The sequence below is a fragment of the Nakamurella sp. GG22 genome (genome assembly GCF_052976845.2).
This window is the reverse complement of the sequence record NZ_JBRIIO020000007.1, coordinates 171,972-187,154: the sequence shown is the minus strand read 5'-3', so window position 1 is coordinate 187,154 and position 15,183 is coordinate 171,972. Positions and strand designations below refer to the sequence as shown.

14 protein-coding genes and 1 tRNA gene are annotated in these 15,183 nt (G+C 69.5%); 12 read left to right on the top strand and 3 right to left on the bottom strand.

Annotated elements, in window-relative coordinates; translation table 11 throughout:
• Window positions 1-118 precede the first annotated feature (118 nt).
• From ACVBEQ_RS10420 to ACVBEQ_RS10390, 7 genes are all read left to right on the top strand, one after another.
• Window positions 119-1,255 carry an FKBP-type peptidyl-prolyl cis-trans isomerase gene (locus ACVBEQ_RS10420; protein WP_447153055.1) on the top strand — a complete coding sequence of 379 codons (1,137 nt, stop codon included), beginning with the start codon at window positions 119-121 and terminating at the stop codon, window positions 1,253-1,255.
• A gap of 16 nt (window positions 1,256-1,271) precedes the next feature.
• Window positions 1,272-1,814 (top strand): MauE/DoxX family redox-associated membrane protein, encoded by a 543-nt coding sequence (locus tag ACVBEQ_RS10415; protein WP_447153054.1) that lies wholly within the window; start codon window positions 1,272-1,274, stop codon window positions 1,812-1,814.
• 73 nt (window positions 1,815-1,887) lie between these two features.
• The gene (locus tag ACVBEQ_RS10410) at window positions 1,888-2,775 is read left to right on the top strand and encodes a DsbA family protein (RefSeq protein WP_447153053.1); all 888 of its coding nucleotides are present in this window, start codon (window positions 1,888-1,890) and stop codon (window positions 2,773-2,775) included.
• Window positions 2,776-2,833: 58 nt separating this feature from the next.
• Window positions 2,834-2,906, top strand: a tRNA-Ala gene (locus tag ACVBEQ_RS10405).
• A gap of 260 nt (window positions 2,907-3,166) precedes the next feature.
• Window positions 3,167-4,936 (top strand): aa3-type cytochrome oxidase subunit I, encoded by a 1,770-nt coding sequence (gene ctaD, locus ACVBEQ_RS10400; protein WP_447153052.1) that lies wholly within the window; start codon window positions 3,167-3,169, stop codon window positions 4,934-4,936.
• A 100-nt stretch (window positions 4,937-5,036) separates the two neighbouring features.
• A complete protein-coding gene (serB, locus tag ACVBEQ_RS10395) occupies window positions 5,037-6,236 on the top strand; it encodes a phosphoserine phosphatase SerB (RefSeq protein ID WP_447153051.1) in 1,200 nt (399 codons plus the stop codon).
• Window positions 6,229-7,050, top strand: coding sequence for an aminoacyl-tRNA hydrolase (locus tag ACVBEQ_RS10390; protein WP_447153050.1), 822 nt, complete (start codon window positions 6,229-6,231; stop codon window positions 7,048-7,050). Before serB ends, ACVBEQ_RS10390 begins: the two co-directional genes overlap by 8 nt.
• 5 nt (window positions 7,051-7,055) lie before the next feature.
• On the opposite strand, the gene ACVBEQ_RS10385 is transcribed toward ACVBEQ_RS10390, so the two are convergent.
• Entirely contained in the window at window positions 7,056-8,987 is a 1,932-nt protein-coding gene (locus ACVBEQ_RS10385; RefSeq protein ID WP_447153049.1) for an alpha-amylase family protein, read from the bottom strand.
• A 126-nt stretch (window positions 8,988-9,113) separates the two neighbouring features.
• Here ACVBEQ_RS10385 and ACVBEQ_RS10380 point away from each other — a divergent pair, with 126 nt between their 5' ends.
• The gene (locus ACVBEQ_RS10380; protein ID WP_447153048.1) at window positions 9,114-10,178 is read left to right on the top strand and encodes a LacI family DNA-binding transcriptional regulator; all 1,065 of its coding nucleotides are present in this window, start codon (window positions 9,114-9,116) and stop codon (window positions 10,176-10,178) included.
• On the opposite strand, the gene ACVBEQ_RS10375 is transcribed toward ACVBEQ_RS10380, so the two are convergent.
• Together ACVBEQ_RS10375 and ACVBEQ_RS10370 are read right to left on the bottom strand one after the other, a co-directional pair.
• Window positions 10,132-10,749 carry an isochorismatase family protein gene (locus ACVBEQ_RS10375; protein ID WP_447153047.1) on the bottom strand — a complete coding sequence of 206 codons (618 nt, stop codon included), beginning with the start codon at window positions 10,747-10,749 and terminating at the stop codon, window positions 10,132-10,134. The two genes, ACVBEQ_RS10380 and ACVBEQ_RS10375, sit on opposite strands and share 47 nt — an antisense overlap.
• A complete protein-coding gene (locus ACVBEQ_RS10370) occupies window positions 10,746-12,056 on the bottom strand; it encodes a nicotinate phosphoribosyltransferase (RefSeq protein WP_447153046.1) in 1,311 nt (436 codons plus the stop codon). The genes ACVBEQ_RS10375 and ACVBEQ_RS10370 overlap by 4 nt, the downstream gene beginning before the upstream one ends.
• Window positions 12,057-12,226: 170 nt before the next feature.
• On the opposite strand from ACVBEQ_RS10370, the gene ACVBEQ_RS10365 reads away from it, so the two are divergent.
• The 4 genes from ACVBEQ_RS10365 (at window position 12,227) to ACVBEQ_RS10350 (ending at window position 15,110) form a co-directional block, all read left to right on the top strand.
• Window positions 12,227-13,618 carry a CapA family protein gene (locus tag ACVBEQ_RS10365; RefSeq protein WP_447153045.1) on the top strand — a complete coding sequence of 464 codons (1,392 nt, stop codon included), beginning with the start codon at window positions 12,227-12,229 and terminating at the stop codon, window positions 13,616-13,618.
• Window positions 13,619-13,761: 143 nt separating this feature from the next.
• Window positions 13,762-14,049 carry an ATP-dependent Clp protease adapter ClpS gene (gene clpS / locus ACVBEQ_RS10360; RefSeq protein ID WP_447153044.1) on the top strand — a complete coding sequence of 96 codons (288 nt, stop codon included), beginning with the start codon at window positions 13,762-13,764 and terminating at the stop codon, window positions 14,047-14,049.
• A 3-nt stretch (window positions 14,050-14,052) separates the two neighbouring features.
• Window positions 14,053-14,595 carry a DUF2017 domain-containing protein gene (locus ACVBEQ_RS10355; protein WP_447153043.1) on the top strand — a complete coding sequence of 181 codons (543 nt, stop codon included), beginning with the start codon at window positions 14,053-14,055 and terminating at the stop codon, window positions 14,593-14,595.
• 71 nt (window positions 14,596-14,666) lie between these two features.
• Window positions 14,667-15,110, top strand: coding sequence for a M67 family metallopeptidase (locus ACVBEQ_RS10350; protein ID WP_447153042.1), 444 nt, complete (start codon window positions 14,667-14,669; stop codon window positions 15,108-15,110).
• The last annotated feature ends 73 nt before the right edge of the window (window positions 15,111-15,183 follow it).

The window sequence follows — 15,183 nt, the reverse complement described above, 5'->3', positions numbered from 1 at the left end:
CCCAAGTTGATGCAGGGTCGGTGACAGCCCGGCGCCGCGCGGCACACAGCAAGTGAACAGCAGCCATGCGTAGGGTGGCGGGTTGTTCGAGATCCGAAGTCGAAATCAGAGGTTTCACATGCGCGTCCGCGCTCTGCTTCTCGCTGTCCCGCTGGTCGTTCTCGCCGCCTGCTCGTCGGGTGGGGACACCGATTCGACCACCGGATCGGACACCTCCGCATCCGGCTCGGCGGCCGCCACGCTCGGGCCGGCCGTCCCGCCTGCCACGGCGGTGGCGGCAGCCGTCCCGGCCGCTCAGCTGCCCACCGCGAGCGGTGCCTTCGGCGAGAAGCCGACCCTCACCTTCCCGGCCACCGACCCGGTGCCCAGCCTGCAGCGGGTCATCCTGTCCGAGGGGACCGGGCCGGTGACGAAATCCGGTGACTGGCTGGTGACCAACTACCTCGGGCAGGTCTGGGGCGGCGAGGTCTTCGACAACTCCTACGACCGCGGCGAGACGTCGGTCTTCCAGATCGGTGTCGGCAAGGTGGTACCCGGCTGGGACACCGCACTGGCCGGGGTGCCGGTCGGCAGCCGGGTGCTGCTCAGCCTGCCGCCCGCTGACGGGTACGGGGCCACCGGGAACGAGAGCGCCGGCATCAAGGGCACCGACACCATCGTGTTCGTCGTCGACATCGTCGACGCGGTTGCCGCCGACGCGGGTGGTCAGAAGGATGCCAAGCCGGCCGCGCCGCTGCCGGCCACCGGGCCACAGGTGGCGGGCGATCTCGGCGTCGCACCCAAGGTGACGATTCCGTCCGGCGCGGCCGAACCGACGGCGCCGACCGTGACGGTCATCGCCACCGGCACCGGCGACCCGGTCCAGTTGGGCCAGGTGCTCGTTCAGTACACCGCCGTGACCTGGACCGGCGAGTCCGCCGGCTCGACCTGGCCGGGAGCGGATCCGACGACGAGTGGCCAGGGACCGCAGGAACTGCCGGTCGCCACCGGCGGCCCGTTCGCCGGTCTGGTCGGTGTGCCGATCGGCAGCCGGGTGCTCGTGCAGGTGCCTGCTCAAGCGGATCAGCAGTCCGGACAGACCCAGCCGGCCATCGCCGCGGTGGTCGACGTCCTGCTGCAGACCACCGTGACGCCGCCCGATCCGGCGGCCAGTGCGGCGCCGAGCAGCCCGGCCGCCAGCCCGGACGCCAGCGCGCCGCCGGCGTCCTCCGCCCCGAGCTCACCGGAGTCCGGCAGTACTCAGCCGACCGGCTGAGCCCGGGGAGTGTGCAGTGGGGGTCGACGTGCAGGGTGATGGCGAGGACGAGACGGTGAACACCGCGGAACGCACTTCCCGCGGCGATCTCGTTCGTGACGTGCTGGGACTGCTGGCCCGTTTCGGGCTCGCGGCGATCTTCCTGGTCTCCGGCGGCCTGAAGGCCGCCGACCCACGGCAGACCGTCGTCTCGGTGCGCGCCTACGACCTGTTCCCGGAGTCGCTTGTCACCTTCATCGCGGCGACCCTGCCCTACCTGGAAATCGCGTTGGGCGTGCTGCTGGTGCTCGGGCTCGCTACCCGGCTGGCCGCCGTCCTCGGTGCGGTGATGCTCGTGCTGTTCATCGCCGGGGTGATCTCCGCCGCAGTTCGGGGGCTCTCCATCGACTGCGGCTGTTTCGGCGGCGGGGGTCCCGTCGAGGCCGGCGAGACCGCCTACACAGCGGAAATCCTGCGGGATCTGGGTTTCCTCGTGCTCGCCGGATACCTCATCTACCGCCCCGAAACCCCGGCCTCGGTGGATCGCTGGGTGCGGCTGCGATCGGGACAAACGGCATAGTGGGACCTGCGGCCGGCCGGACTGTCGGACCGTTGACCAGCCCGCGGCTGCGGGTGGACGAGAGGACGCACCGGTGGCGCAGGGAAGCAACAAGCCCCAGGGCAGCAACAAGCCCAACGGGAACAAGCAGAACGCGCAGGGAAAGTCGGGTGGCGCCGCGAACCGGCAGGCCTCCTCGAAGCCGTCGGGAGCCGCCCGCAAGCCGGCCGCCGGACGGCAGTCCGTCGCCGCGGCCCGGCAGTCCACCAGTTCCAATCGGACCCAGCTGATCATCGGCGGCATCGCCATCGTGGTGATCATCGCGATCATCGTGATCGGCCTGGTGATGAACAAGAAGGAAAGCGCGATCCAGAGCGAGGGCTACGGCGCCTCGACGCAGTCGGTCGCCACCGAGGCCAACGGGATCGTCACGGTGACCAAGCCCGGCAGCACCCCGGGCGTCACGATCGACGTCTACGAGGACGCCCTGTGCCCGGTCTGCGCGGAGTTCGAGCGACAGTTCGGCCAGCAGATCAACAAGGCGCTCGACGAGGGAACGCTCGCCGTCAACTTCCACATGCTGAACTTCCTGAACACCCAGTCGTTCTCCCAGGACTACTCGACCAGGGCGTCCGCCGCGTTGCTCTGCGTCGCTCAGCAGGGCGGCAGCACGCCCGGCGTCTACATGAAGTACCACTCGACGTTGCTCGACAGCGGCACCCAGCCCGAGGAGCGGGGGACAGCCGACCTGACCAACGAGCAGCTCGCCGAACTCGCGACGTCGTCGGGTGCGCCCGCCGGGGCCGCGGAGTGCATCACCTCCGGCCAGAACGTCGCGGCGGCGGAAGCTGCGGCGACCGCATCGACCGAGACGCTGAGGCAGGCGACCGGGGGTCAGGTGGCCACCCCGACGGTGGTGCACAACGGAACTCCGGTGCAGCTGACGGTGGACTGGTTGAGCACACTGCTCGGCCAGTCCTGACGGATCTGCACCTGATTAGGTCAGCACCGGGCGGCTTGATAACCTGTCCGGGCAGCTTGGGGCTGTGGCGCAGCTGGTAGCGCACCACACTGGCAGTGTGGGGGTCAGGGGTTCGAGTCCCCTCAGCTCCACCCAGGTAACGCACATCTCGGGCAGCTCGTCGCCCATTCGGCCGTGATCGCCGTACCCATCAGGTTTGTCGGACGCCGGCTTCGGCGCGCGCCATCAGCCGTCCAGCGCTGAACAATGCCGCAGTGCCGCGAGGCACCGACGGTAACGGTGCGGAGAAAACTGGGACCCGGGGCCGGTGTTCTACGCAGTGTCGGACTAAGCTTCAGAACGTTCGGGTCTGCCCCGGACATGTGCGCGCGCCAACCTGCTGGAGGCCAACTTGACCGCCGTCGCTCCTCGCCCTGTGGTGACCCGGCCGTACCCGGTTCAGCGCGCTCCGCGCGGGGCGAAGTTCCTGCAGTATCTGCACACCACGGACCCGAAGGTCCTCGGGGTCATGTACATCGCGACGTCGTTCGCCTGGTTCATGATCGGCGGCCTGATGGCGCTGTTCATGCGTGCCGAGCTGGCCCGGCCGGGGATGCAGTTCCTGTCCCCTGAGCAGTACAACCAGCTGTTCACCATGCACGGCACGATCATGCTGCTGTTCTATGCGACGGCCGTCGTGTTCGGTTTCGCCAACTTCGTGCTGCCGCTGCAGATCGGCGCACCGGACGTGGCCTTCCCGCGGTTGAACGCACTGTCCTACTGGCTCTACTTCTTCGGCGCGATCATCTCGACGTCCGGGTTCTTCACCCCGAACGGCGCGGCCGCCTTCGGCTGGACCGCCTACCCGCCGCTCTCCGGCGTCGAGCACTCACCGGGCGTCGGCGGCAACCTGTGGATTGCCGGGTTGGCCGTCTCCGGTCTCGGCACCATCCTCGGCGGCGTCAACATGATCACCACCGTGATCTGCATGCGGGCCCCTGGCATGACGATGTGGCGGCTGCCGATCTTCACCTGGGCGATCCTGGTCACCTCTGTGCTGATCCTGATCGCCTTCCCGATCCTGACGGCGGCGCTGTTCGGCCTGCTGTCCGACCGAAGTTTCGGCTCCCATGTCTTCGACCCCACCAACGGCGGAGCCATCCTCTATCAGCACTTGTTCTGGTTCTTCGGGCATCCGGAGGTGTACATCATCGCCTTGCCCTTCTTCGGGATCATCTCGGAAGTGATCCCGGTGTTCTCCCGGAAGCCGCTGTTCGGCTACCGGGGCATGGTGTACGCCCTGCTGGGTATCGCGGCCCTGTCCGTGGCGGTGTGGGCACACCACATGTTCGCGACCGGTGCCGTGCTGTTGCCGTTCTTCAGCTTCATGACGTTCCTGATCGCCATCCCGACCGGCCTGAAGTTCTTCAACTGGATCGGCACCATGTGGAAGGGCCAGGTCAGCTTCGAGACCCCGATGCTGTTCGCGGCCGGCTTCCTGGTGACCTTCCTCTTCGGTGGCCTGACGGGCGTCATCCTGGCGGCCCCGGCGCTCGACTTCCACGTCTCCGACTCCTACTTCGTGGTCGCGCACTTCCACTACGTGCTCTTCGGCACCATCGCCTTCGCGACATATGCGGGCATCTACTTCTGGTTCCCGAAGATGACGGGCCGGTTCCTCGACGAACGGCTCGGCAGGCTGCACTTCTGGGCCACGTTCATCGGGTTCCACCTGACCTTCCTCATCCAGCACTGGCTGGGTGCGATCGGCATGCCGCGGCGTTACCCGGACTACCTGCCGACGGACGGGTTCACCAGCTTCAACACGATCTCGACCATCGGTGCGTTCGTGCTCGGCGCCTCCACGCTGCCGTTCCTGTGGAACGTCATCCGGTCGTGGCGGTACGGCGAGATCACCACCGCCGACGACCCGTGGGGTTACGGCAACTCGCTGGAGTGGGCGACCAGTTCACCGCCGCCGCGGCACAACTTCACCTCGCTGCCGCGGATCCGGTCCGAGCGCCCTGCGTTCGAGCTGCACCACCCGTACATGATCGAGCGGATGAAGTCCGAGGCGCACCCGCAGCGCGGCTGGCAGCCGCTGGCCGATGCCGAGGCCAGTTCGCATCTGAAGATCCCGACCGGTGGGTCCGGCGACTCGGCGGCACCCTTCGGGGGATGACCGCCGGAGTCACCTCCCGCACTGAACGTCGCAGCGCTGACCGTCATAGCGCTGACCGTTACAGCACCGACCGATGCAGCACAGAGCGCTTGGGGCCGGCATGTCCACGGTCCTGATCACCGTCACGGGACCGGACCGCCCGGGTGTCACCGGTGTGCTGTTCACTGCTCTCGCCGCACACCGTGTCGAGGTGCTGGACATCGACCAGGCGGTGATCCGCAAGCAGCTGACGCTCGGTGTGCTGGTCGGCACGGCCGAGGACCCCGAGGCGCTGCAGGAGGATGTCGAGCAGGCGATGAGCGCGCTCGGCATGGGCGTCCGGGTCGCGATCAACCAGCCCGGTGACGACCGGCGGCTCTCGCCGACGCACGCTGTGGTCGTGCTCGGGAGGCCGTTGCAGGCCAGGGCGATCGGGCAACTGGCGCTGCGGTTCGGCCAGCTCGGGGTCAACATCGAGGCGATCAAACGGATCGCCGACTATCCCGTCACCGGCCTGGAACTGACCGTCCGGGCGCCCGACGACGAACTGCTGCGGTCCGCCGTGGTCGAAGTGGGTGCGGATGCGGGCGTCGACATCGCTGTCGAGCGCGTGGGCATCTCCCGCCGCGCCAAACGGCTGATCGTGTTCGACGTGGACTCGACGTTGATCACCGGCGAGGTGATCGAGATGCTCGCCGACCACACCGGCACCCGCGAGCAGGTCGAGAAGATCACCGCTGCCGCCATGCACGGCCAGCTCGACTTCGCCGATTCGCTCCGCGCCAGGGTCGCGATGCTGGAGGGCCTGGACGCCGCCGTGCTCGATCAGGTCGGTGCCTCCCTCGTCCTGACCCCCGGTGCCCGGACAACGGTGCGCACGCTGAAGCGGCTCGGGTACCGGTGCGGGATCGTGTCGGGCGGCTTCACCCAGGTGACTCGTCATCTCGTGGAGGAGCTGGACCTGGACTTTGCCGCCGCCAACACCCTCGAGGTGGTGGACGGCCGGCTGACCGGCAAGGTGGTCGGCGACATCGTCGACCGGCCGGGCAAGGCCCGTGCGCTGGCCAGGTTCGCGATGGAATCCGGCGTTGCACTCAACCAGACGGTCGCCGTCGGCGACGGCGCGAACGACATCGACATGCTGTCCGCGGCAGGGTTGGGCATCGCCTTCAATGCCAAACCGGTGGTCGCCGGGTTCGCCGACACCACCTTGAACCAACCATTCCTCGACCCAGTGCTGTTCATCCTGGGCATTTCGCGCGAGGAGATCGAAGCGGCGGACGCCGAGGACGGAACGCTGCGCAGGGTTCCCCTTGACTGAGCCTGCCGACAGCGGTCCGACGCCGCTCGGCACGGCGTTGGCCCCGCTGCGAAATCGCTACCTGCACTGGCTCCGGTTGGACCCAGAGCAGGTACTCGCCGACCGGGACGAGGCCGCGCAGGACATCCGCGCGATGCAACTGGTCCTGCGGATGGAACGAGCCGATCCGCCGTCGTGGCATCGCGCACTGGCCGGCGCGGCAACCGCCGCCGCTGCACTCTGCCTGGACGAGCGCAGCGAACCCGGTGGGGAGTGGCACGATGCGATCCGCGACTACTGTCTCGGCCACATCCGCAAGGTGACCCGGCGGGCCCGCGGTGCGCACTGGGCCGCGGCGCAGGAGCTGCCGGGGATCACCATCGACGTCGACGGCACCCAGCTGCGGGCACTCGTCCCGGGCAGGGTGACCGAGTTGGACCCACGGATCAGCCGGCTGCAGGTCGGCGGCACCGATGTGCAGGTCGACGATCCACCGACCGGGCCCGTGCCGCCCCACGCTTTGACGGTGTGGCTGTCCGCCGGCACCTCGATGACGCTCGGGAAAGCGATGGCCCAGGCCGGGCACGCCGGGATGATCGCGGGAGCCCTGCTCGCAGGGGATGACCAACCGGCCCTGCAGACATGGCGGGATGCCGGCTTCTCCGCTGTTGCCCTCCGGGCCGACTCCGGGAACTGGTCGGAGTTGAGTTCGTCCCTGGCCGATGAAGCGACGGCCTGGCGATCGGGGCGGCTGCTGGCGGTCCGTGACGCAGGCTTCACGGAGGTCGCTCCCGGAACCGTCACGGTCATCGGCAGGGCACCGACCGGGAGCTGACCGGGTCAGGTACTGACCAACCACAGCACCGCGTAAGGGTGCAGCCAGACGTTGCCGTCCGGGCCGGCGTCGATGATGTTGCCGCTCAACGCATCCCGTGCGCCGCTCAGCCCGAGTTCGGCCAGCCGCCAACCCGGGAACGGCCGCCAGTCGTCGGTCACGTTGTACAGCTCCAGCAACGGCCCCAGCGGGTGACGCCGGAGCACCGGGAAGACCCCGGGGTCGGACAGCAGGGGCACCTCCGCGGCGACCGAGGACTCCAGGTGCGGCAGAGCGGCCCGCGTCTGCGCCAGGTGCCTGATGCCGAGATAGACCCGACCCTCCACCGTGTGCAACTCATGGCGGCGCTCCGCGCGGGACCAGTCCATCCGCGGCCGGTGGGCCCACCGGTTGTCGGACTCGTGGCCCGGCTCCAGAGCCCAGTCCGGATCGTTCACCATGGCGATCTCGTCGCCCATCCAGATCACCGGGATGCCGCCCCAGCCAAGGACGATGGCGTGCGCGAGGTAGAGCCGGCCGACCACGGCGTCGAGTGCCGCGGCGTCCTCGTTCTCCAGCGCCGTCTCCAGACCGACCAGGCTGGCGGCGGATCCGCTGATCCGGCGGTCGCCCGTTTCGGGATTCGCCTGGAACACCAGGCCGCGGGCCGGCGAACCGGGATAGCTGCCCGAGTAGTAGTCCGACAGGAACGACTGGTGCCAGTACCCGTTCAGGCCGACAGCTGCGGCGTCGGCGGAGTCGATCGCCCAGCCGATGTCGTCATGGCATCGCAAATAGGTCACCCAGGTGGTCGTCGAGGGCACCGGAGGGATGGCCCTGAGTGCGTGCGCGGCCAGCGTCGCGTCCCGGGACGCCAGCATCGACCAGATCTGCACCATCAGGCTGTTGTGGTAGGCGATGTCGCTGACCTTGCCGTGGTGCGAGCCCTGACCGAGATAGTGCACCAGGTCCTGCGGCGCAACGATTGCCTCCGCCTTGAAAAGAACTGCGGGACAGGCGATCCGGGCGACGGCGCGCAGCGCCTGAGTGATCGCGTGCACCTCCGGCTGGTTCTGGCAATTGGTGCCGACCCGCTTCCAGACGAAGGCGATGGCATCGAGCCGGAGCACTTCGACACCCGCATTGGCCAGGAACAGGATGATGTCCGCGTATTCGGCGAACACGTCGGGATTGGCCCAGTTGACGTCCCACTGCCAGGTGTTGAACGTCGTCCAGACCCAGCCGCCGAGCTCCTCGGAATAGCTGAAACTGCCGGGTGCGAAGTCGGGGAACACCTCCGGCAGCGTCGCCTCGTACCGGTCCGGTTCGGTGCGGTCCGGGAACACGTAGAAGTAGTCGCGGTAGTGCTGGTCGCCCGCCTGCGCCGCCTGCGCCCAGGCGTGTTCGGCGGCGACGTGGTTGAGGACCAGGTCCATCACCAGGCTGATCCCGCTGCGGCGCAGGTCCGCGGCCAGCTTCCGGAGGTCCTCCATCGAGCCGAGGTCACGGCGGACCCTGCGGTAGTCGGCAACCGCGTACCCGCCGTCGCTGTCGCCCTCGCGCGGCTGCAGCAACGGCATCAGGTGCAGGTAGGTGACTCCCAGTTCCTCGAGGTACCCGATGCGGTCGGCGATCCCACCGAGCTCGCCGGCGAACCGCTCGGCGTACGCGGCGTACCCGAGCATGGATTCGTCCTGGAACCACGACGGGTCAAGGGTGCGCCGCATGTCCAGCCGGGCCAGGTCCGGGTCCCGGTCACGGAACGCCGCCGCTGCCGCGCGGACCAACCGGCGCTCGAGGTGGGCGGCCTGATCCGGTCGGTACACGGCGGCGAGCCCGTCGTGCAGGTCGCTCCACCAGCGGTCGAGCCGGAGTCCGAAGAGCTGGCGTTGATGGTCGGGTTCGTCGAGCAACTCCTCGTCGGCCGCTGTGTGAATGTGGGCCGGCGCCGATTGCATGGCGCGATTGTGCCTCAACCGGTGTGACCCGCGACACCCGGTCGGCTCAGGATTCGCGCCCCGGAGGTCACGCCTTGCCAGGGGTGGGAAGCTCACCCTGGGAGTGTTCCGGGGGAAGGAATCGCGATGACCGACAGGTTGCGTCGTCCGACCATGAATGACGTGGCGAGCGCAGCGGGGGTGAGCCTCAAATCGGTGTCCCGGGTGGTCAACGACGAGATCGGCGCGTCACCCGAGACGCGCCGCAAAGTCCTCGCCGCCGCGGCCGACCTCGGGTACCGGCGCAACGACGCGGCTCACGCGCTGCGCCGCGCGGACGGGCGTTCCGCCTCCATCGGGCTGGTCCTGGAGGACATCGGCAATCCCTTCGCCGCCATGCTGAACCGGTCGGTCGAGCGGGTGGCCGGCGCCCAGGGCAGCCTCGTCCTGGCGGTCAGCACCAACGCCGATCCGGAGCGCGAGCAGCACCTGATCGACCGGTTGCTGGCCAGGGCGGTCGATGCCCTGCTGGTGATGTCCTGCGGGCGCGATCATTCCTACCTGCAGCCCGAACTGGACCGGGGGGTGCCCATCGTCTTCGTGGACCGGCCCCCGCGTCATCTGGCGTGCCCGACGGTGCGGGTCGCCAACAGCAGGGGAGCGGCGGACGCCACCGAGCACCTGATCGCCCACGGGCACCGGCGTATCGCGTTCCTCGGCGACCGGCCCGGCCTCTATACCGCCGATGAACGGCAGCGCGGGTACCTGCGCGCGATGCGGGCCGCCGGGTTGACGCCCGACTCCGACATCCAGTGGCGTGGACCGGCGGACATCGAGCAGGCCGACGAGGCCATGTCCCGGATGCTCGCGCTGCCCGACCCGCCGACGGCGGTCTTCGCCGGGAACAACCTGGTCGCCGTTGGTGTGCTGATGGCGCTGCGCCGGCGCAAGCGGCTGAAGCGGGTCGCCGTGGTCGGCTTCGACGACCTCGATCTGGCCACCGTGCTCGACCCGCCGTTGACCGTCATCGACCACGATCCGGAGGCGATCGGCCGGATCGCCGCGGGCGAGGTCTTCAGCTGGCTCGGTGGCGCCATGCCGAGCAAGGACGTGGTGGTGCCGGTGCGCCTGGTGGCCCGCGGATCGGGGGAGGTTCCGGGGCCGTTCAGCTCGCTTCGAGAAGCGTCACCCCGGCTGCACGCATCTCGCTGATCGCCGACTCCGTATGCCCCGCTTCCAGTTCCACGAACCGGGTCAGGGCGAGCGGGACCGTCACCCGGTAGCCGAGCCGAACACCGTCGATCGCGGTCGACCGGACGCACCAGTCGCCCGCCAGCCCCACCACTGTGATCGCCATGATGCCGTTCTCGTCGAGGATGGCCGACAATTCGGTCTCCCGGTTCTCCCCGGTCGGCAGGTGCAGCACCGAGAAACCGCTGTACCCGTCCTCGGGTCCGGAACCCTTGCGCACGACGGGGCCGTGCACCGGCACCCCCGGCAACATGTCGGCACCGGGTGAGTCGATCACGCAGTGCGCCGGCCACAGGCCGCCGTGTTCGGCGAAGTGCGGCGTCTGCTCGGGGTGCCAGTCCTGGGTGTAGACGACCAGCCCACCGGCAGCCTTCGTCGCCTCGATGGCCGCGGTGATGGGCTCGACGATGTCCTCGGCCCCGCGCACGTACAGCGACCCGTCGGGATGGCCGAAGTCGTGCTGCATGTCGACCACGATCAGGGCGTGGTCCCGCCCCGTGGGCACCGCGAAAGTGCTGCTGCTGTCGGTCATCTCGAGTCTCCGGAGGGCACTGGCGCGGACGCCATGACGGTGGTGGGGATCGCCGGCTCGCCGGCCGACACGGTGAGCCCCTCCCAGGGCAGGCCGACCATCGACCGGCGCAGGTGCTCGCGGGATTCGCTCAGCGAGGGCAGATCGACGGTGCGCCCGGCCCGCATGATCGGTACGGGGAGCAGCCGGTCGGTGGGTGCCGGTTGGATGGGGGCGTCCGTCGCCGGGAACACGATTTCCTCGGTGGCAGTTCCACTGGCCTTGTGCCGCCGCAACGCCGACTTCCGTCCGCCGCGGGATTGTTTGTCGGCACTGCGTTTCTCGACCGGCCGGCCGTCGACCGCGACGAGTTTGTAGACCATCCCGGCGGTCGGTGACCCGGACCCGGTGACCAGGGAGGTGCCGACGCCGTACACATCCACCGGGTCGGCGCGGAGCGCCGCGATGGCGTACTCGTCGAGGTCGCCGGACAGCACGATCCTGGTGTCGACGGCGCCGAGCGCATCGAGTTGCCGGCGCGCGGCGCGGGTCAGTACCCCCAGGTCGCCGGAGTCGATGCGGATCGCGCCCAGTTGCGGGCCGGCGACCTTCACCGCGGTCTCGATACCCGCGGTGATGTCGTAGGTGTCGACCAGCAACGTGGTGCCGACGCCGAGCGCGGCGACCTGCGCTGCGAAGGCCGCCTCCTCGCTGTCGTGCAGCAGGGTGAACGCGTGCGCCGCGGTTCCGGCGGTCGGGATGCCGTAGCGGCGGCCCGCCTCCAGGTTGGACGTTGCGGTGAACCCGGCGAGGTACGCCGCCCTTGCGGCCGCGACGGCGGATTCCTCGTGGGTGCGCCGGGTCCCCATCTCGATCAACTGCCGGTCACCGGCCGCGGATGCCATCCGCGCGGCGGCGGATGCGATCGCGCAGTCGTGGTTCAGGATCGACAGGGTCAGCGTCTCCAGGATGACGGCCGCGGCGAACGACCCGCGCACCGTGAGTACCGGCGAATTCGGGAAGTACAGCTCCCCCTCGGGGTACCCGTCGACGTCGCCGTCGAAGTGGTAGCCGGCCAGGTACTCGAGGGTCGGCGCATCGAGGACCCCGCGCAGGGCACCGAGCTCCGCGTCGCCGAAGGTGAAACGGGTGATGGCCTCGGCCAGCCGGCCAGTACCGGCGACGACGCCGTACCGGCGGCCGGCCGGCAGCCGCCGGGCGAAAACTTCGAAAACGCAGTCGCGATCGGCTGTTCCGCTGGCGATCGCCGCCTCCAGCATCGTCAGCTCGTAGTGGTCGGTGAACAGCGCGGTCGACGCGGTCGTCATCTGCGAGAGCGTAGGCGGATCCGCCTGCGCACCGGGTCTCAGGGTGACGCGCCGGACCAATGACCCGGTCCGCCGGGCCGACCCGGTTACCGTTGGTCGCGAACGGTAGCGATGCGGCACTGTTTGCGGGGACGGGGGCACTCATGCGGCGGCAGCGCAACATCACCGGGATGAGCCGATCGGTCCGGCTGTCGATTGCGGCGCTGGTCTGGGTCGCCGTGCTGAGCGGCTGTGCCGGGGGAGCGCTGAGCGGCACCGCAGTGCAGGGTACGACGGGTGCCGAAGCGGGTGTGCCGGCGAGCACGTCATCGTCCAGAGTCGTTGCGCCGCAGTACATCCCGCCCAGCTCGGCGCGGACGACCCGGACCACCACCGCGACAACCACGCCCAGCCCCGAGTCGAGCCCGAAGCCAACGCCGAGACCCGAGGCGAGGCCCAGCCCGACGCCCCGCCCGAAGCCCACGCCTAAACCTGCGCCGAGACCCGCACCCACCCCGACCCCCGCGGCCGGCCAGCTGGTGCCGCCGGCGGGCGGGCCGACCGCCGGTTCACCGTCGTGCCCCGGTGTCGCCTGCGTGTCGATCGCCGTGACGGGCGACATCCTGCTGCACCCGGAGCTCGTCGAGCAGGCCCGGCAGGACGGCAACGGAGAGCTGGACTTCTTCCCCCTGCTGGCCGCCCAGCAGCCCTACATCCAGGGCGCCGACATCGGTATTTGCCACCTGGAAACCCCGTTGGCGCCTCCCGACGGCCCGTTCTCCGGCTACCCGTCGTTCTCGGTCCCGCCGCAGGTGCTCGATGCGGTCAAGCGCACCGGCTACGACGCCTGCAGCACCGCCAGCAACCACACCTTCGACCGGGGCACCGACGGACTGGACCGCACGCTGGACCAGTTGGATGCGGCCGGGATCCCGCATGACGGGTCCTACCGGACGGAACGCGACTCGCAGACGCCGGTCGTGATCAACACCGCCAACGGACGGGTGGGCCTGATCTCGGTGGCCTACGACTGGAACGGCCTGACCCTGGACGAGCCGTGGCAGGCCAACCTGATCGACACCGCGGACATCATCGCCCGGGCGAAGAAGGCCAGGGCCGCCGGCGCGGACCTGGTGGTGGTCGCCATGCATGCCGGCGAGGAGTACGAGACGATGCCGAACCTGCAGCAGAAGAACGCCGCGAAGGCGCTGCTGGCGGACCCGAACATCGACCTGGTCTACGGGCACCACGCCCATGTCGTGCAGCCCATGGAGAAGATCAACGGCAAGTGGGCCGTCTACGGGCTCGGTAACACCATCGCCGCCCAGGGCAGCAGGAACGTCGGTACCCGGGACGGCCTCCTCGTCCGGGTGCAGTTCAGCAAGAGCGCCGACGGTCGCTGGACCACCAGCGACGTCGCGTGGCTGCCGTCCCTGCAGGACGTCGAATCGCCGTACCGCTGGTGCCCGCTGACCGCGGGATCGGGGTGCGCCTCGCCGGAGGAGGACGCGGCCAGCCTCGAGCGGACGACGTCGGCCGTCACCATGTGGGGTGCAGACGCCGACGGCGCCCGCCGGATGTGACGCGCCGGTTTCCCGTGCGGGCGCTCAGGTGCGAAAATGGTGCTGTGGTGGGCATCAGGCATTCGGCGGCGACTGCCATCGGCGCGACCCCCGTCGTAGTGAACCGCGTCGTAGTGAACCGCGTCGCAGTGATCCCGGTCGTGATGACGGCCCCGGCGCCGGAGAAGACCGAGCTCGTCGATCCGGCCGCCGCCGCCGACACCCCGTGGGTGACGATCGTCTGGAACGACCCGGTCAATCTGATGTCCTACGTCACCCTCGTCTTCCAGAAGTTGCTCGGGCATCCGCGGCCGAAGGCGGAGGCGTTGATGCTGGACGTCCACCACAAGGGCAGGGCCACAGTCTCCGCCGGTCCGCGCGAGAAGATGGAGGCCGACGTCGCCAAGCTCCAGGGCGCCGGCCTGTGGGCGACGATGGCCAAGGACAGCTGACACGTGCGTCCGTTCCACCGCAGGTTCGGCCGGTACGTCGGATGGCTCGAACCGGCCGAGGCCTCGCTGATCGCCGACCTGGTCGACCAGGTTCGGCAGTTGCTCGCCGCCCGCCGCACCGAGACACCGGCCGACCCGCTCGCCGAGCTCACCGGGATGACCGTCGGGCCGACCACGCCCCCGCTGGATCCGGCGGTGGCCAGGCTGCTGCCCGATTTTCATGCGGATGACGCCGAACTGTCCGCCGGCCTGCGGGTCCTGCACGAACCCGACCTGATCGCCGCCAAGGATGCCGCCGCCGTCGCGCTGCTCGACTCGCTGCCACGGGGCGGCGGGCAGGTACGGCTCGACGAGGACACGGCGGGGAGCTGGATCGCCGCGCTCAACGACGTCCGGTTGGCGCTGGGCGTCCGCCTGGAGATCACCGACGACGACGCCCTGCCGCCGGGCGTCGACGACCCGGAGAGCGCGGAGGCTGCGATGTTCGCCACCTACCGCTGGCTCTCCGCGGTCCAGGATTCGCTGGTCACGGCACTGCTGGACTGATCGGCCCCCGGACCGACCTGGTGTCTGATCGGGTGTCCGGTCGGCCGGTCCGCTGCGGATAAGCTCGCCGGGTGTTACGCATCCCGGCCGAGATGGTCGACGCCATCGTCGCGCACGCCAGAGCCGACCACCCCGACGAGGCCTGCGGGATCATCGCCGGACCGGAGGGCTCGGACACCCCGACCCGACTGATCCCGATGACGAACGCCGAGCGGTCGCCGACGTTCTACCGGTTCGACTCCGGGGAGCAATTGCGGCTGTACCGGGAGCTGGACACCGCCGACGAGGAGGTCGTCGTGGTCTACCACTCGCACACGGCCACCGAGGCCTACCCCAGCCGCACCGACATCTCCTATGCGGGCGAGCCGCAGGCGCACTACGTGCTGGTGTCCACCAGGGAACCGGACAGCCACGAGTTCCGGTCCTACCGGATCGTCGACGGGAATGTGACGGAGGAGGACGTGGAAATCTTCTCGGCCGCTCCCGACGTTGCACCAGCGGGAAGCGCTGACTGAGTGGTGCCCGGCCGAGGCCCGGCACGGTGTTCGTGGTCAGCGACAATGAAGCAGACGAGTGACAGTGCGCCAC